Raw genomic sequence first — 18742 nt, 5'->3', positions numbered from 1 at the left:
TATGCCAAATATTGGAGATTATCATCAAAGGCTTATTGGTAGTGATATTTTTATAGGAAAAACAGATAGTTTCAACGATAGATTTGCGGTAAGAAAAAGCTACGATATTATAAAGAAAATGAATGATATTCGTAATACCCTATTACTACCTTTTGCAACACTGACGAGATCTGAAATTTATAATAAAAATTTTGATCATCTTTGCCATTTTATTAAAGCCAGAATAGATGTTAAAAGTAAAATCTCTATCAATCTTGCTGAAATAGAAAAAAGTATTGATTTAAATAAACCGCGTGATTTTAAATTAGAGTCACCTGCGAGAATAATTGAAACTTTATTTTCTGAAATAGCAGGTAAGAGCAATCATTTGATTGAGTTAAAAAATAATGGTTTCCTGTTGCTTAACAATAATGAAATAAATTTTTCTAAAGCAATGTATACATTTTCCTATCTTTATCATCAGTTAGATGAAGATAAGCAAGTTATTTTGCAAAAAGAAATTGCTGCCAAAATTTTTTTAGGTAGGCATTTTAATGAAAGTCAATCTAATTTATTAGTTCAAGTGCTGAAAAATATGGTTACACCCGAATCGATATTATATTCAAATAGTTTATCTAAAGCGGCTGATGAATTTATTCAATTAAAAAAATATTCTTTTTATGATTCTCCTCTTGATTATTTTATTAAACAAGAAAGAGATGACATCATTGATAACTGTATAAAACCATTGGCTGAATTTTATTTTCAGGTTGATAATAAAAAGAAAATTATTGAAGATTTCATTGATATAGTAATAAATAGAAAAAATAAATCTTTAACCAGCCAACAACAGCAAGATATTTATCGTACAATAGAAAGTTATTTTAATATTTATCAAGCCAATTTTAGCAACTTAAATCTTAATGCTTCTATTGATATTTTTAAGAATGATTGGTGTCAAAAAGGTTACACTAAACATCTTCTCAGGCAGGAGAGTTTGTATCAATTAAACACGTTTAGAAGATTAATATGTAATGTAAGTAACGCATTTACAGACTAACAGAGGAATAATTTTTTTCAATCGTTTAAAATGTCTTTCAAACAATGATCTGCCTGGTTAGGTGGATTATTTAACTTGATATAGCTCACATTTATTTCACTCCGCCAATATAATGTGTAAAATAACAGCATATGTGTAGATGCCTACCGGCAAGCCACTGCTTGGCCAGAGTCATTTAATCCTTTCCAGTTAGATAATATGGTAACAATTTGTGTCTATTGAAAATTTAAGAAATATCGCCATCATCGCCCACGTCGATCATGGAAAAACGACACTGGTCGATAAATTATTACAACAATCTGGCACCTTTGGTGAACGTAATAATCTCGATGAACGTGTGATGGATTCCAATGACTTGGAAAAAGAACGTGGCATCACGATTTTGGCAAAAAATACCGCCATCCAATGGCATGATTATCGAATTAATATTGTTGATACACCAGGGCATGCTGATTTTGGTGGTGAAGTCGAACGGGTTATGTCAATGGTTGATAGTGTGCTGCTATTGGTTGATGCAATGGACGGTCCGATGCCGCAAACCCGCTTCGTTACCCAAAAAGCCTTTGCTCATGGTTTAAAGCCAATTGTGGTAGTCAATAAAATCGATCGCCCAGGCGCAAGACCTGATTGGGTTGTTGATCAGGTTTTTGATCTATTTGTCAATTTAGGGGCGACTGATGAGCAACTGGATTTTCCTATCATCTACGCCTCAGCCTTAAATGGTATTGCTGGAATCGATTACAATGATATGGCGGCAGACATGACGCCACTCTATGAAGCAATTGTAAAATATGTTGCTCCGCCGCAGGTTGATCTGGCGGGTGCTTTCCAAATGCAAATATCTCAGCTTGATTACAACAATTACTTGGGTGTTATTGGTATTGGTCGCATTAAGCGTGGCGCAATCAAACCAAATCAAACCATCACTATTATCGATAGTGATGGCAAAACACGTAGTGGTAAAGTGGGTAAGGTATTAACGCATTTAGGATTAGAGCGTATCGATTCTGAAATTGCTCAAGCCGGTGATATTATTGCCTTAACGGGTCTGGGAGAATTAAATATCTCAGATACCTTATGTGATCCAAATAATATTGAGGCATTGCCAGCACTGGCTGTTGATGAGCCAACGGTAAGTATGTATTTTTGTGTTAATACCTCACCATTTTGTGGTCGTGAAGGAAAATATGTTACTTCCCGTCAAATTTTAGATCGCCTGAAAAAAGAGTTAGTGCATAACGTTGCATTACGTGTGGAAGAGACTGAAGATCCTGACGCTTTCCGTGTTTCAGGTCGTGGTGAGCTGCACCTTTCGGTATTGATTGAAAACATGCGCCGTGAAGGTTTTGAATTAGCTGTTTCTCGACCAAAGGTTATTTTCCGTGAATTTGAAGGTCGTAAACAGGAACCTTTTGAACAGGTTACACTCGATATTGAAGAGCGGCACCAAGGCGATGTTATGATGGCATTAGGCGAACGCAAAGGTGAATTGCGCGATATGTTGCCTGATAGTAAAGGACGGGTACGGCTTGATTATATTATTCCAAGTCGTGGACTGATAGGTTTTCGAACTGAGTTTATGACCATGACATCAGGGACCGGTTTGCTGTATGCAACCTTTAGTCACTATGATGATGTTCGTCCTGGTGAAATTGGTCGCCGCCAAAATGGTGTCATGATCTCAAATGGTCAAGGTAAAGCGGTAGCTTATGCACTTTATAGTTTGCAAGATCGCGGTAAATTATTCCTTGGTCATGGTGCTGAAGTGTATGAAGGACAAATTATTGGCATTCATTCTCGTTCTAATGATCTAACTGTCAACTGTTTAACGGGTAAAAAATTGACCAACGTGCGTGCTTCAGGGACAAATGAAGCGACAACTTTATCGCCGCCGATTAAAAAAACATTAGAACAGGCGTTAGAATTTATCGATGATGATGAATTAGTGGAAGTTACGCCACAATCAATTCGTTTAAGAAAACGTTATTTGACCGAAAACGATCGCCGTCGTGCCTATCGAAATAAAGAAATTTAAATAACAAAAAATTGTTTGATTTAATATAAATAAAAGGCGTATTAAACGCCTTTATTTTTTTATCTATTGATTGCTCAAATCCAATTATTATTTAGCATAACGACAAAATTTACTGTCAGCGACCTGTTGAAAATACTTTAAATGTTCAATCAGTGCAGTGTGGCAGTATCATTTTAAAAACAATAACATTATTACTTTAATATCATAAGAGTTAATTAAAATTAATTAAAATTAATTAATTAATTTAGAATGATAATTTTAAATTAAGGTGGGTTGAATATTTGAGATGCTTTTTTTCTGTCACGAATAAAAAGCAGTGTAAGATTTAACCAAAAAACCAATTAAATACCTTTTATAATCAACTAAATAATAGACAATTTTATCTATAACAAATATTTTATTGATAAATGAGATTGGCCGATTGGATATAAATAATTCGATATAATCTGAAAATGTTATCCATTTTGTTCAATATATTATTCTTGTTTTGCTGATAATTATTTTAATTTATTCAAATTAAAAAAAGATTAAAATTGTAACACTTGTCACAGCTAGTCGTTAAATATGTTATTACCTATGGCATCAATTTTATTTATTATAAAAAAAATTCTATTTTGACAAATAATAATTTTCTTCTGTTTGATCCTTTTAATAATGATATAGTGAAGTTATATCAGTCACTATGGAGAGAATTTATGCTGTATATTTTCGATATGGGTAATGTAATTATTAATATCGACTTTAATCGAGCGCTACGGGTTTGGAGTGAATTAAGTAAAATTCCTATCGTCAGTTTGGCGCAAAATTTTGAACTAGATGAAACAGTGAAACTACATGAATGTGATAAAATTTCTGATTTTGAATTTGCTGAATTTACCAGTGAAAAATTAGGTTTATCATTAAGTTTTGAAGAGTTTGCACTGGGATGGAACGCTATTTTCGTTTCATTGCGTTATGATGTAATCGTAATTATGACCCGTTTACGTGAGCAAGGCCATCGTGTGGTTATTTTGTCCAATACAAATCGTTTACATCAAAATTATTGGCCTAGTCATTATCCTGAAATCGCGGCTTCTTCAGATTTTCTCTACTTATCCCAAGATCTTGGCATGCGTAAACCTGATCTGGCAATCTATAAATATGTTTTACAATCAGAGGGATTTACTGCAGAAAATGCTATTTTTTTTGATGATAGCGAGGAAAATGTTGCTGCCGCCGCACAGTTGGGTATTAAAAGCTGGCATGTTAGCGATAAAAATACTGTCGCAAAATATTTTGCTAACTATGATTTCAGCATCCCGGCCAAACAGTAGTTATCAATATGACTGAAATAATACTTAGTTTAATGTTATCTTTGTTTTAGTACAGGATTTGTATGATTGCCTTAATTCAACGTGTGACTCAGGCTAATGTAATAGTTGAACAAAAATGTGTTGGCCAAATTGCAGAAGGTTTATTAGTGTTTTTGGCTATTGAAAAAGAGGATAATGAGCAAAAAGCTCAACGGTTATGTGAAAAAATAATTGGTTATCGTATTTTTAACGATGAGCAGGATAAAATGAATTTGAGTATTCAGCAAGTAGGTGGCAGTTTGCTGGTTGTTTCGCAATTTACTTTAGCAGCTGATACAAAAAAAGGAATGAGGCCTAGCTTTTCAAATAGTGCAACTGCCGATAAAGCTAATGCACTATATCATTATTTTATTGAGCAGTGCCGATTGAGAGGAATAAAAGCAGAAACAGGACAGTTTGCTGCAGATATGCAAGTTAGTTTAACGAATAATGGTCCAGTAACATTTTACTTGCAGGTTTAGTTATAAACTCTGCCATTATTTATTAAAAGGAGAGAATTTTATGTACCATCTACGAGTACCAAAAACAGAAGCCGATTTTAAAAATTATTATCAGTTTCGTTGGGAGATGTTGCGTAAACCTTTCCATCAACCACCCGGCTCTGAAAAAGATGGTTATGATTCCACGGCGCATCATCAGATGATAGTGAATGAAGCCGGTCAGATACTTGCCATTGGTCGATTGTATATAAATGCAGATGATGAAGGTGCTATCCGTTTTTTATCTGTTCATCCGAGTATGCGAGGCAAAGGATTAGGAAAACTGATTGCCATGGCATTGGAATCAGTTGCACGGCAGGAAGGTGTAAAAAGAATTGTTTCTAGTGTCCGTGAGGAGGCTGTTCCTTTTTTTCGTTGTTTAGGATTTAAAAATCGTGGTCCTATTGCAAGCCAGCTTCTTACACCGGTGAAGCATTTTTTGATGATAAAAAAGGTGCAAACCCTGGATAAAATTTTACGTAGACCTGATTGGTGTAATCAATTACAAAAAATTTGGCACGAAAAAATTCCGTTAAGTGAAAAGATGGGAATAAAGATAGTGCAGTATACCGGCCAGAGTTTTATCACCAGTATGTCTGAAGGTAGAAATCAAAATCCTCACCATAGCATTTTTGCTGGTAGTCAGTTTTCACTAGCCACTTTAACCGGTTGGGGGTTAATATGGTTATTACTACAGGAAAGACATTTGGGTGGTGATATTATTTTGGTTGATGGTCATATTCGTTACCATAAACCGATTGTTGGCCGTCCAAATGCAGTCGCCGATCTTTGTAATATACGCGGTGCTTTAGATCGACTGGCTAGAGGATGTCAAGCTGTAATTGAGTTAGATGTCGATATTGGTAGTGATAAAAGCGCTCACGCCTCACTATTTACCGGTACTTACATGGTATTAGCTGATGGCAAAAAACAGAAATGATCTGACAGCCTGGCCATGATGCCAAAATTGGCAGCTAATCGATGCAACTAAGGTTTTTCGTCGTTGGCGGTAGTGAGTGGTATTTGACTATCATTTTGTGCTGTTATTTCGCCTTTGCTCATAGAGTAAGCCTTTTTTTCTCCGCTAAGTGTTTGATAGGATAGTTCTCCGGTCAATGTTTGCGCGATTGGATTGGCCAACAAGTTGCCTTTCAGAGTGAAATTGAAATCCGCTAATGTCTGTATGGGTAAATTTTTCCATCCCCATTGATTTAATATTGCTAAATCAACATTTATTCCATTGGCTGATAATGAAAAAGTATTATCATTGGCCTGCTGTTGAATATTAGTGGTGAATTTTACTAAGCCATTTTCGATATTGGTATTGAGCTCGACCGCAAAAGAGTGATCGCTATGGGGAGAAATTTGTATATAGGGTTGTCGTAACATAACTTTATTTAAGGTACCACTGCTCGCTGTAAAGGCGCCTTTTCCTTGCCATAATCCCCATTTTTTTTGTTTGATCAAATCCATATTGGTTAAGTAACCATTAACATTAGTCAATTCAAAGGGAAAATTGGCGTTGATATCCATCAGTAAGGAATTAGTTAATTTAAAATTAGTAATATGTAATGAATTCAGCCAATTGGCGACGGGTGTTTTAAAAAAACTAAACCAATCATCTGCTAATTGATAACGTATACCTGCTAATTGAGCATTAATAATATTGATAGATTGCTGTTTGGTATGCCAGTTTGCTTCAATGTTAAAAAGGCCTTTGTCATAATAACCAGCAAGACGGTTAAAATGCAAAATATCATTGGTAAATGTCATATCAGCCATTAATTGACTAATTTGTTGATTTTTATATACTAATTCATCAACATTTAGACTCAGTTGACTGCTAGGACTGTTCCAATTGCCAGCGGAAAGGACTATATCAGCCACTTTACCTGATAAACCGGCAATCGCCCAATCTTTTCCTTGGAAGTGGGTATTAGTCAAATTCAGCTCTTTTATGGACAGCTTTTTAATATCTTGTAGCTTATTGATCAATTGGGAGAGTGATGAAGAAAATTGCCACCCGGTATTGGTTAACATCAGTTTTGCTAAAGTAATTGCTTGATCGGTGTATTGAACAGCTTTGGCATTAATAACCCCGTTATTGAGGTAAGCGGTAAACTCATCGATAAAAAGAGAATTGATTTTATAGCTTCCCTTTGCTAGCAGGGTTGTTAAATGAATATTATTAATCTCAAACTGTTCGGTAGTGAATTGAAAATTTCCCTCCCCAAATGGGTTATCAGCAGTTGGTTGCCAGGGGGTTATTCCACCCGTTATATTGCTTGCCAGCAAGCCAATATTACCGATTCGATAGCTAACGTTCATGTTTTCAAGTTGCAATATTTTGCTGTTAAAAGGAAAAATCTGGCGGGAAGAAGGTAGCGTTAACTCACCTTCAGTAACAACCAACCGATGTAACCATGAGCCTGAAAATATTTTTTGCCACAGCAATTCAAAGGTAATTTGTTTGGTATTTAGCTTAAAGCTATTTTGTTTATTATGGATAGCAACATCTTGCAATACAATTTCGCCTGGCGTAGTGAGATGGTGACTGATCACACCTATTTTCACATCATATTGGGTATATTTACTGAGTAAGTCACTTAACTGTTTTGCTCCCCACTGTGTTTGTATGATCAGATAAATAAATATAATCAGTATAAGGAACGTAAGAATCAGGTTTTTTAGCCAGCGCACCCGGATGTCCTCTTTATCATAATTGTTTAGTAACAATCTTGCTTTATGCTGTAATGAATTATTTGGCTTAATATTAAAATAAAAATAAATTATTTGGCTAATGAAATTTTTGATATCGTCAACAAAAAAGGATTTTGTTGCATTAACACCAGACAGTAGATCAGCAAAGATAGAGTTGTTGGTGTTAATGCAACAGAACTCACAAGAGTGGTTACAGTACCATAATCTTTGTTATGATAATTAAGTAGAGTTGTTTATTTTTTAATACCAAAATGAAGCTACATTAGTTAAATTATTTTAAACCATAAAAGCTTTAATATCTGCCAATATTTTTTCTGTTTAGCAAAAATTAATTATATATTAATCTGTTTAATATATAAAAAATAATCTATTTTACTTATATGAAAGTTACTTAGTATTCATTAAAATTATTTTTATTATTCAATATGAAAAGTAATATTTTATCATCCGCTACTCTTACTTGGAGAAGATAGATTGTCTTTTTTAATTTTAAATACTCAGCGGTATTTTTTATGTCTGTTAAATTAATGGTATTATTTTTTAAACAGTTAATTAAAGCATCTTATTGAAAGCCTGGTTCGAGAAGAGAGCTATCTCTAATTTTTCTTTATAAACACTATTATTTGTTAAATAAGAAATTTTATCGATATTAATTATATTTTCATCTAAATCGATTTCTGTTAATTTTCTATTATTAATTATTTTTTTATAATGGTCGGTTTCTTCAAATAATCTGTTTTCATTATTTATCTTATTTTTTACTAAAATATAGTTTTCATTAAAATTATTTGATATTTTGATTAAGTGTTTTTCATTAAATTTCATAGAATAAATTTAATATAAAACACTTCGTCAATTTTCATCATAAGTATAACAATTTGTGGGCTTAATCTAGGGTTGATGTTTTCTTTCCACAAAAAACAGCATGTTATTTAACGACTTCATTGTGCGTTAGAAGCCAAAATACTCTTAAAAACTATCAGTCTTATCAAATTTTTCGGTTTTTTACTTGTGTTCAAATAAAAAATTAACTTTAATCAATGAGCCTGCTTTTTGTGTTGTTACAAAACATTCCACAACATCTTATTTGTTCTTTCATAAAAACTAACAATAAAATGAGGTACGTAAATGTATCATCTTGATGTCTATGGCACCTTTGTTGCTGCCACCTTAGTATTATTACTTGGACGTAAACTTGTACAATCGGTTGCTATTCTAAAAAGATATACTATTCCTGAGCCCGTTGCCGGTGGGTTACTTGTTGCACTAATTCTTCTGTTATTGAAAACAACTTTAGATTGGGGGGTAAGTTTTGACCTATCTTTGCAAGAGCCCATGATGTTAGCCTTTTTTGCCACAATTGGCCTCAATGCTAATTTGCTGAGTCTAAAAGCGGGTGGCAAAACGCTACTTATTTTTATTTTCGTGGTGGTTGGCTTACTGTTGGTGCAAAATACAGTTGGTATTGCTTTGTCAAAATTATTGGGTCTCGATCCATTGATGGGATTATTGGCCGGTTCCATTACGTTGTCTGGAGGCCATGGTACCGGTGGTGCTTGGGGTAAAATTTTTACCGAATATTATGGTTTTCAGAGTGCAACTGAAGTTGCGATGGCTTGTGCAACATTTGGTTTAGTATTTGGTGGATTGATTGGCGGCCCGATAGCGCGCTTCTTGGTTCGTAATATGAAAACACCAGCAGTGAGCCAAAATTCAGAGGATGATAAAGAAACCCCTATGGCATTTGAAAAGCCACAAACTGGACGAGTAATAAGTTCTTTAGTGTTAATAGAAACATTAGCCATGATTGCGATTTGTATGGTGGTGGGTAAATTGGTTTCGCAATGGCTATTGGACAGTTATCAGTTTACTTTACCTACTTTTGTTTGTGTTTTATTTACCGGAGTGATTTTAAGTAATAGCTTATCATGGGTTGGTTTCTACCGCGTATTTGATCGCGCGGTTTCAGTTTTAGGTAATGTTAGTTTGTCACTTTTTTTGGCGATGGCATTAATGAGTTTAAAACTGTGGGAACTTGCTTCGTTAGCCATACCAATGCTCATCATTTTGATAATACAAGCGATTGTGATGGGTTTTTATGCTATTTTGGTTACCTTTCCAGTTATGGGTAAAAATTATGATGCTGCAGTCCTCGCAGCCGGTCATTGTGGTTTTGGCTTAGGGGCAACGCCGACGGCAATTGCTAATATGCAAGCTGTAATAGAAAGGTTTGGTCCTTCTCATTTGGCTTTTCTTGTGGTACCAATGGTTGGTGCTTTCTTTATCGATATTATTAATGCATTAGTGATTAAATTTTATCTATGGCTACCTATTTTTTCAACGCCAATAATGAATGGATAGTAGAAATGTAATTAATATAACTGAGCCGCTGATATTTAGCGGTTTTTGCCCTAGCAAGTAATCGTTAATTAACTCAAGCGTTGCTATATTGTGAACGTTCAGGTAACCAACGTTCAATCAGCGCATTGGTATGATTGGGATAATGTTGTTGCAAATATTGGGCGATATTTCTGATTTCAGGCAATAGGTCTTGATCGCGCATTAAATCAGCCACTTTGAATTCTGCATTTCCTGTTTGACGAGTACCTAACAACTCTCCTGGACCACGAATTTCCAAGTCTTTTTGCGCAATGATAAAACCATCATTGCTATCTCTAAGTACCTGTAAACGTAATTTAGTCGCGTAAGTGAGTGGGGTTTTATATAGTAAAACACAATGTGAGGCAACGCTCCCCCGGCCAACCCGGCCTCTTAATTGATGTAACTGAGCAAGCCCTAAACGCTCTGGATTTTCAATAATCATCAAACTGGCGTTTGGCACATCGACACCCACTTCGATAACTGTCGTTGCGACTAATAGTTGTAGTTTATTGGCAGTAAAATCTGCCATCACGTTTTGTTTTTCTACCGATTTCATCCGTCCATGAACTAAACCAATATTTAATTCAGGCAATAGGCGCGTGAGTTCTTCTTGTGTTGCTTGAGCGGCTTGTGCTTCAAGCACTTCAGAGTCATCAATTAATGTACATACCCAATAAACTTGTCGTTTTTCTATCTGGCAGGCCTTTTTTACTCGTTGAATAACTTCATTGCGGCGGGTGTCAGGAATGGCAACTGTTGTGACAGGAGTTCTGCCTGGAGGTAGTTCATCAATGATTGAATTATCCAGATCCGCATAAGCTGTCATCGCGAGCGTACGTGGGATCGGCGTTGCTGTCATGATTAGCTGATGAGGATAAATGCCGTGTTGCTGACCTTTTTCCCATAGCGCCAGACGTTGATGTACACCAAAGCGATGTTGTTCATCAATGATCACTAATGCTAAGGCGTTGAATTCGACTTGTTGTTGAAAAATGGCATGAGTACCAATTATCATTGCGACTTCGCCCTGTGCAATCGCTTTTTGTTGACTCAGTCTGGATTTTCCTTTCTGTTTTCCTGATAACCAACCTACTTGGATACCAAATGGTTCTAGCCATTGGCGAAAAGTATTGGCATGCTGTTCTGCTAATAATTCGGTAGGTGCCATGAGTGCTGCTTGTTTACCATGTGCGATAGCACGAATTGCGGCAAAGAGCGCCACTAATGTTTTACCTGAACCAACATCGCCTTGCACTAAACGCATCATAGGGCTTGTTTTAGCCAGATCTGCTTCAATTTCACTGACAACTCGTTGTTGGGCTTTGGTTGGAGAATAAGGTAACCGTGCCAGTAATTGATGTTTTAATTTTTCTTCTGCTGGTAATGGCTGGGCGGAAAATTGTTGTGTTTCACTCCGAACCATTAGCATACTTAGTTGATGGGCTAATAACTCTTCAAATATTAATCTACGTTGCGCCGGATGCTTACCCTTTTCCAGTAGATCCAGAGGGATATCGGGTGGCGGGCGATGAAGTGTTTGAATAGCCTGTGGTAAACTTATCAATCCTCTATTAAATGGCGTCGGGATCAACTCATTGATCGCACAAGTATCAAGTAGCGTTAACGCTTGAGCAATAAGTTTGCGTAAAGTTATCTGACGTATCCCTTCAGTTGTTGGATAAATGGGTGTTAATGTATTTTGTAACTCAATATGTTCGGCATTAGGTTTTATTTTATATTCGGGATGAATAATTTCTGGTCCTAAATTACCTCGCCGGATTTCACCATAAGCGACGACGTATTTGCCGACTGCCAGACTATTCTTCATAGCGGTAGAAAAGTTAAAAAACCGCAGGGTTAATGTTCCTGAGCCATCACTAATTTGGCAGGTCATCATTCGCTTACGTCCAAATGCGATTTTAGTTTGTAATATTTCGCCGCTTACAGTCACAGAGTTACCCAGTTGAACTTCACTAATCGCATAAAGCTGAGTTTGATCTTCATAACGCAAAGGTAGGTGAAAAAGGAGATCTTGGATAGTACGAAGTCCCATTTTATTGAGCTTTTCTGCTTGCGTTTCACCAACACCGTTTAATGATGTTAATGGAATAGCATCAAGTAATTTCCCCCTCATGCGGTTAGTTCTCCAGAGTGCGTTTTTTACCTGGTACTTTAGACGATTGCATAGCTGCCCACCATGCATCACTGGCAACAATTTCGCCATGTTCGTTAATTAGTGGTCGGGGAAGTCCTTTATGTTTTGAAACGGCGGCTAATACCGGATAACCGCCCTCAAAAAGCCACGCCTGTTGCTCTTCTTCTGATAGCTGACTAAAAAGGCTGTCATACATATTGGCATTTTGTCTTTGCCGTTGCGCTTCATAAAGAATTAAAGCAGAAGCTACTGAGACATTTAATGACTGTACCATACCCATCATCGGAATATGAATATTGTGATCAGCCAGTGCGAGAGCTTGTTTGGAAATGCCCGCTCGCTCTTGTCCCAAGATGATACAGGTAGGTTGATTATAATCTATTTGACGAAAATCGATCGCTTGGTTGGTAAGATGAGCGGCTAAGATTTGCATGCCCGCAGCTTTGCAGGTAGAAATTGCATTTTCAATAGAGGCATGAGTCCTTACTTTTACCCAATGATTACTGCCGGCTGCTGCTGCGGATAAGCTTTTGCTGCTATTTTTACACCAGATTGCATGAATTTGTGGTATTCCAACCGCATCAGCGGTACGGATCACGGCAGAAATATTATGTGGTTTATGAACATTTTCAAGACAAACCGTCAGATCAGGTTGGCGCATGGCGATCACTTGACGAATGCAAGCATAACGTTTTGAATTCATAACTTAGTTCCGGTTACGGCTGATGCGTAAGACATCAGGCATGATACGGATTTTTTTCATAATATTAGCTAATTGAATACGATCCTTAGCGGTTAAGCGAATAAATGCGCAGTAGACACGCCCGTCTTTCTCTTCGATATTCATACTTTGAATACTAGAATTTGCACTATTAATTGCTGCTGTTAAATTAGCTAATGCCCCTTGGTGATTGATCATATCGACTTTAATTTCAGCAATGAAGTTGTTATTAACGCCCTCATCCCACTCTACTTGCATAAATTTCTCAGGCTCTTTTTGATAGCCTCGAATATTACGGCAAGACTCATGGTGTATGACTAAACCTTTACCAGGGCTAATATGAGCAACAATCGGATCACCGGGGATAGGGCGACAACATTTAGCAAAGGTAATTAATACCCCTTCTGCTCCTTTGATTGGTAGTTTACTACGGCTATCACTATTATCTGTGATAACGTTATTTATACTAGCATTACCTAACAAATTATGCGCAACAACGACACTCATGGTATTGCCAAGGCCAACTTCAGCGAGCAAATCATCAATTGAATGAAGTTTCATTCTTACTAATTCTTTATTGATATTCTCTTGCGGAATATCGCCCAATTTGTTGCCATTGCCTAAAGCGTGGTTTAGTAAACGGCGGCCTAAACTAATTGAATCTTCTCGTTTAAGGTTTTTAAGTAATTGGCGTATTTTTGCTCTGGCTTTGGAACTAACAACGAAATTTAACCAAGCTGCGTTTGGCCTTGCGCCAGGTGCGGTAATAATTTCTATGGTCTGCCCGGTATTTAACGATTGAGACAAAGGATAGGGTTGGCGATCTACGCGGGCTCCAACACAAGCATGACCTATATCGGTATGAACAGCATAGGCGAAATCAACCGGGGTTGCGCCAGTAGGCAATTCGACAATTCTACCTTCGGGGGTAAAAACATAGATTTCGTCAGGAAAAAGATCTGATTTTACACTTTCGATGAATTCAAAAGAATTACCTGCACTTTGTTGAAGTTCTAATAGGCTTTGCATCCAGCGTTGTGCTCTAATTTGAGCGGTTGTGCTAGATTCTCCTTGTTCTTTATATGCCCAGTGAGCAGCGACACCCATTTCTGCCATTTGATCCATATCTTCGGTACGAATTTGTACTTCAATAGGTACGCCATGTGGGCCAATCATTGATGTATGTAAAGATTGATAGCCATTTGCTTTTGGGATCGCAATATAATCTTTCACTCGCCCTGGCCGAGGATTATATAAACTATGTACCTGCCCAAGAACGCGATAACATGTATCAACGTCTTTAACAATAATCCGAAAGGCATAAATATCCATAATTGAGTGGAAGCGTTGCTCTTTCAGGTGCATTTTGCGATATATTGAATAGAGATGTTTTTCTCGACCACATACTCGGCAAGGGATCTTGGCTTCCAATAATCGACCTTCAATTTCTGCCAAGATTTTTTGTATCATCTCTTTTCGGTTACCACGAGCGGCTTTTACAACCTCTTTAATAACTCGATAGCGATTGGGATATAGAGCTTCAAAGCCTAGTTCTTCCAATTCAGTTTTGAGATGATGAATACCAAGACGATGTGCCAGCGGGCTATAAATTTCTAATGTTTCTCTCGCGATCCGGCGGCGCTTATCAGCACGAAGGGAACCTAAAGTACGCATATTGTGCGTTCGATCGGCGAGTTTGATTAAAATGACACGGATATCTTGCACCATGGCCATAATCATTTTGCGAAAATTTTCTGCTTGAGCTTCTTTTTTGTCACGAAAATTGAGTTTGTCGAGTTTTGATACCCCTTCAACCAGGCCAGCAACGGTTTTACCAAAAAGCTGTTTTATATCCTGAAAAGTTGTCGGGGTATCCTCGATAATGTCGTGTAATAATGCGGCCATTAATGTTTCATGATCTAAACGCATTTCCGCTAAAATGCATGCCACCGCGACTGGATGGGTAATATAAGGTTCACCACTTGAACGGGTTTGGCCTTCATGTGCATCCCGGGCGACAAGATAAGCTTGTTTCAGTAACGATATATGCTCTTTTGGCAGATAGTCCTGAACGATTTGATTGAGGCTTTCAAACAGGTACAAGGCAGGCCTACCTTTTCAGTTAACGACGACCTTCAGCAATAGCGGACACTGCTTGCATTTCTGCCGCCTCTTGCTCCTGCTGTTCTTGACGTTCGCGGACATCAAGAATTTGAGCATTAATCAACCCTGATTCTATTTCGCGCAGTGAAATAACAGTGACCTTATCGTTTTCTTCTTTAACTAAAGGATTTTTACCATTAATTTGTAATTGACGCGCACGCCGTGCCGCCACTAAAACCAAGTCGAAACGATTACCAATTTTTTCTACTGCATCTTGAACTGTTACACGTGCCATAATATGACTCCAAAGATAAAGAAATGACCGGATATAATACTGAACCTTTACTCAGTCTGCCAATAATTTATTAATTAAAGTATTATGTCGCTGAATCTGACGTTCTAAACGTAGACGCTCAGATCGAATAATAGATTGTAAATCTCCCAATGCAGTATTGAAATCATCATTAACAATAATGTAATCATATTCGTTATAATGTTTTATTTCAGCGACCGCTTGTGTCATCCGCTGGTTAATCGTTTCTTCGCTATCTTGCCCGCGACCACGTAACCGGCGTAGTAACTCATTTTTAGAAGGCGGTAAGATAAAAATAGTGCGAGTGGAAGGCATTTTTTGGCGAATTTGCTGTGCGCCTTGCCAATCAATATCTAAAAATACATCGACACCGCTATTAATAATTTCTTCAATAACTGCCCGGGAAGTTCCATAATAATTGCCGAAAACGCAGGCATATTCAAGAAAATCATTATGCTCAATCATTTGCTGAAATTTGCTTTCAGTAATGAAATAGTAATGTTCACCGTTTTTTTCACCAGGGCGTATCGCTCTAGTGGTATGCGAAATAGAAACTTGTGTGTCATATAAAGGCTGAGTTTTTAATAAAGCCTGAATAAGACTCGATTTACCTGCACCACTTGGGGCAGACACGATATATAACGTTCCTTGGATCATGATGATTTCTTGATTAATAGGCTAATTAATTAATAAAAATTTTTTAAAAAGTACAAAAGCTCTTTAATAGTATACACATGCAATCAGTAACATACAGCTTTAGTAACATTTTTAATGAAAGATCTGAATTATTTTTGAAAATAATTACCATTTTTGCGAAGTGCTTTGAGAAAAAATGATTAATAAATATCTTCATAATTATTTTCTATTTACGACTTCCCAATAATGGGAATTGTATATTGAAAGTATTTTTCGTGAATGAAATAAATAGATGATTAAAATTATGCATGGATGCTGTTTATTATGAGATCTTTTATTTTAATTTCAGTCTACTATCGTCAGAGCTTTTTTTTATTATTGATTTTGCTAAATATAAACTCATCAATAGCGGAAAGCATGCAATGCCCTGATTGGCCTGAATTAGTTTTGCATAGGGAAATTAAAGCAGTTAATTCAAAATTAAAAAGATGGAATAAAGCATATTATATTAATGGCCAAAGTTTGGTTAATGATGAAACTTACGATCAAATTTATGCGTTATGGAAACATTGGTCAAATTGCCTTCATCAGCCGATAGATAAAACTCATTCGCTTTCTTTACCCGTTAAAGGAAGAAAAGTTCATCCAGTTGCTCATACTGGCTTAAAAAAGATAACCGTTGATGAAGTCGCTAGATGGATAGCGGGTCGTCATGAAATTTGGTTACAACCTAAAGTCGATGGTGTGGCTGTTACATTGGTTTATCGAAAGGGTAAATTGGCTGCATTAATTAGTCGAGGTAATGGTGTAGAAGGGATTGATTGGTCTAAAAAAGCTGATTTTCTGCCAGCAATTCCCAAAAAGATCCCAAATCATGCCTCTCAATTAATATTACAAGGTGAACTGTTTTGGTATCAGTCTGGTCACCAACAAGCCATTATGGGTGGCGCTAATGCTCGTAATAAAGTTGCCGGCTGGTTAATGCGAAAGAATTTATTGGTTCAACAAGAGAAACAAATTGGAATATTTGTTTGGAGTTGGCCTAATGGGCCATCGAACATGCAAACACAATTTGAACAATTAGAAAGTTGGGGTTTTCCGTTAACGAAACGCTATTCTCATTTGGTCAGTAGTGTTGATCAAATTACACAATGGCAACGCTATTATTACAATCAACCAATGCCTTTTGCAACAGATGGTATTGTATTAAAACAACTCCCCTATACTTTAGGCCAATATTGGCAAGTGGGCATAAATAACTGGTCTGTTGCCTGGAAATATCCGACACCACATAAGGTTGCTCAAGTTAAAACCGTTAAATTTAATATAGGCAGAACCGGAAAAATCAATCCTGTCATTGTTGTTTTACCCGTGGAAATTGATGGAAAACAGATCCGGCATATTAGTATGGGATCATTAAACCGTTGGCAAGGGATGAAAATTTTGCCTGGAGACACGATACAAATATCATTATCTGGTCATGGGATCCCGAAATTTGACAAAATTGTTTGGCGAATTAAACAGCAGAAAATGCTGTCCGTACCAGAGCAAAAAAATTATCACCCATTAAGCTGCTTCTATTACTCAATGAGATGCGAAAGTCAATTTGTTGCTCGCTTAGTTTGGTTGGCAAAACAGCTTAAGATGCAAGGGATCAATGAAAAAGGCTGGTTAGCATTAATAAGAGCTGGAAAAATAACCAATTTAATAGATTGGGCTACTTTAACCCTGGAACAAATCAATGAAGTGGCAATGTTTAACGCCATTAAAGGAAAATCTATTTATCAACAATTTTTATCAGCTCAAAAACAGCCTTTTTCTAATTGGTTAAAAGGGCTTGGAGTTCCTTTACCAGAAAAGCTTTTTAGCAAAATAACCTGTTGGGATGATTTATCATCTAAAGAGATAAATAGTGATATTTTATCTCGTAAACAACAGAAAAAGTTAGCGCAGTTTATTGAGCATAAAGATGTTAAACAGCTGGTAAAAATTTTGCGCCAAATTAATATAAATGGATTTACCAATGATAATCAGTTTAAGTAAAAAGTTACTGATTTAATTAGATATATGGAGATCTTAATCATTATGTTCATAATTGAATACTGGTAATCCTAATCGATAACGAATGGCAAGTAGACGTGCGGTTAAACCAGCGATTAAGGTGATGATAATAACTATATCTTTAGGTAGTGGAGTATGTAGTATTAATCCGATATAAAGCCATGCCGCAGCAAAGGAGATGCCAGCGTATATCTCTTTTTGAAAAACCAGCGGAATTGTATTACATAACATATCGCGCAGTACGCCACCGAAAACACCCGTGACGACGGCTGCAATAGCGGCAATAATATAACTATAATTCATATCGAGCGCTATTTGAGCGCCAATAATGGAAAAGACAATAAGACCAATCGCATCCAAAATTAAAAATAAACGTCGTAAATGTTTCATCATTGGCGCCAGCCAGATAGTAATAACTGCCGCACAAGCAACAATGACAATATATTCAGGATGTTTAACCCAACCAAGAGGATAGTGTCCTAATAAAATATCGCGTACAGAACCGCCGCCAATTGCGGTTGCTGATGCAATAATAATAACACCGAAAACATCCATCTTACGACGGCCTGCGGCTAAAGCACCTGTCATAGCTTCAGCTGTAATACCAATGATATAAAGTATGCTAAGTAACATAATGATTTTTAGATACGATAACCCTTAAGGTTTAAAGTTGTATTATAAAAATAAAGTATTGACTAATATTTTTGTCATGCTCACAGAATTATATTATTTTTTATCGTTCACC

15 protein-coding genes are annotated in these 18742 nt (G+C 36.6%); 7 read left to right on the top strand and 8 right to left on the bottom strand.

Annotated elements, in window-relative coordinates:
* Window position 1: 1 nt before the first annotated feature.
* From WH390_RS13490 to fabY, 5 genes are all read left to right on the top strand, one after another.
* Entirely contained in the window at window positions 2-1039 is a 1038-nt protein-coding gene (locus WH390_RS13490; protein ID WP_032116039.1) for a hypothetical protein, read from the top strand.
* A gap of 211 nt (window positions 1040-1250) precedes the next feature.
* The gene (gene typA, locus WH390_RS13485; protein WP_032116040.1) at window positions 1251-3074 is read left to right on the top strand and encodes a ribosome-dependent GTPase TypA; all 1824 of its coding nucleotides are present in this window, start codon (window positions 1251-1253) and stop codon (window positions 3072-3074) included.
* A gap of 695 nt (window positions 3075-3769) precedes the next feature.
* Entirely contained in the window at window positions 3770-4387 is a 618-nt protein-coding gene (gene yihX, locus WH390_RS13480) for a glucose-1-phosphatase (protein ID WP_032116041.1), read from the top strand.
* Window positions 4388-4449: 62 nt separating this feature from the next.
* Window positions 4450-4887 carry a D-aminoacyl-tRNA deacylase gene (gene dtd, locus WH390_RS13475; RefSeq protein WP_032116042.1) on the top strand — a complete coding sequence of 146 codons (438 nt, stop codon included), beginning with the start codon at window positions 4450-4452 and terminating at the stop codon, window positions 4885-4887.
* Window positions 4888-4927: 40 nt separating this feature from the next.
* Window positions 4928-5845: a fatty acid biosynthesis protein FabY gene (gene fabY / locus WH390_RS13470; protein ID WP_032116043.1), complete on the top strand. Its 918-nt coding sequence runs from the start codon at window positions 4928-4930 to the stop codon at window positions 5843-5845.
* A gap of 47 nt (window positions 5846-5892) precedes the next feature.
* Here fabY and WH390_RS13465 read toward each other — a convergent pair whose 3' ends face one another.
* Complete coding sequence (locus WH390_RS13465; RefSeq protein WP_032116044.1) at window positions 5893-7605, bottom strand: hypothetical protein; 1713 nt, start codon at window positions 7603-7605, stop codon at window positions 5893-5895.
* 573 nt (window positions 7606-8178) lie between these two features.
* The gene (locus WH390_RS13460) at window positions 8179-8451 is read right to left on the bottom strand and encodes a hypothetical protein (protein ID WP_032116045.1); all 273 of its coding nucleotides are present in this window, start codon (window positions 8449-8451) and stop codon (window positions 8179-8181) included.
* Between the two features lie 303 nt (window positions 8452-8754).
* Here WH390_RS13460 and gltS point away from each other — a divergent pair, with 303 nt between their 5' ends.
* Window positions 8755-9987: a sodium/glutamate symporter gene (gene gltS / locus WH390_RS13455; protein ID WP_032116046.1), complete on the top strand. Its 1233-nt coding sequence runs from the start codon at window positions 8755-8757 to the stop codon at window positions 9985-9987.
* Window positions 9988-10060: 73 nt separating this feature from the next.
* Here gltS and recG read toward each other — a convergent pair whose 3' ends face one another.
* Genes recG through gmk form a run of 5 tightly spaced genes read right to left on the bottom strand, consistent with a single transcriptional unit; the run spans window position 10061 to window position 15957 of the window.
* Window positions 10061-12142, bottom strand: coding sequence for an ATP-dependent DNA helicase RecG (recG, locus tag WH390_RS13450; protein ID WP_032116047.1), 2082 nt, complete (start codon window positions 12140-12142; stop codon window positions 10061-10063).
* A 4-nt stretch (window positions 12143-12146) separates the two neighbouring features.
* Window positions 12147-12866 (bottom strand): tRNA (guanosine(18)-2'-O)-methyltransferase TrmH, encoded by a 720-nt coding sequence (trmH, locus tag WH390_RS13445; RefSeq protein ID WP_032116048.1) that lies wholly within the window; start codon window positions 12864-12866, stop codon window positions 12147-12149.
* Window positions 12867-12869: 3 nt separating this feature from the next.
* On the bottom strand, window positions 12870-14987 hold the full coding sequence (gene spoT / locus WH390_RS13440; RefSeq protein WP_032116049.1) for a bifunctional GTP diphosphokinase/guanosine-3',5'-bis pyrophosphate 3'-pyrophosphohydrolase: 2118 nt from the start codon (window positions 14985-14987) through the stop codon (window positions 12870-12872).
* A gap of 19 nt (window positions 14988-15006) precedes the next feature.
* Entirely contained in the window at window positions 15007-15282 is a 276-nt protein-coding gene (gene rpoZ / locus WH390_RS13435) for a DNA-directed RNA polymerase subunit omega (protein ID WP_032116050.1), read from the bottom strand.
* A gap of 51 nt (window positions 15283-15333) precedes the next feature.
* Entirely contained in the window at window positions 15334-15957 is a 624-nt protein-coding gene (gene gmk / locus WH390_RS13430; protein WP_032116051.1) for a guanylate kinase, read from the bottom strand.
* Window positions 15958-16248: 291 nt separating this feature from the next.
* Between gmk and ligB the strand changes: the two genes are divergently transcribed.
* Complete coding sequence (ligB, locus tag WH390_RS13425; RefSeq protein ID WP_072012872.1) at window positions 16249-17979, top strand: NAD-dependent DNA ligase LigB; 1731 nt, start codon at window positions 16249-16251, stop codon at window positions 17977-17979.
* A 33-nt stretch (window positions 17980-18012) separates the two neighbouring features.
* Here ligB and WH390_RS13420 read toward each other — a convergent pair whose 3' ends face one another.
* On the bottom strand, window positions 18013-18630 hold the full coding sequence (locus WH390_RS13420) for a trimeric intracellular cation channel family protein (protein ID WP_032116052.1): 618 nt from the start codon (window positions 18628-18630) through the stop codon (window positions 18013-18015).
* Window positions 18631-18742: the final 112 nt, after the last annotated feature.

Source organism: Candidatus Arsenophonus nilaparvatae, from assembly GCF_045346035.1.
Classification (GTDB): Bacteria; Pseudomonadota; Gammaproteobacteria; order Enterobacterales; family Enterobacteriaceae; genus Arsenophonus; species Arsenophonus nilaparvatae.
The sequence above is the reverse complement of the archived record's forward strand: the minus strand, read 5'-3'. Positions and strand labels throughout refer to the sequence as shown.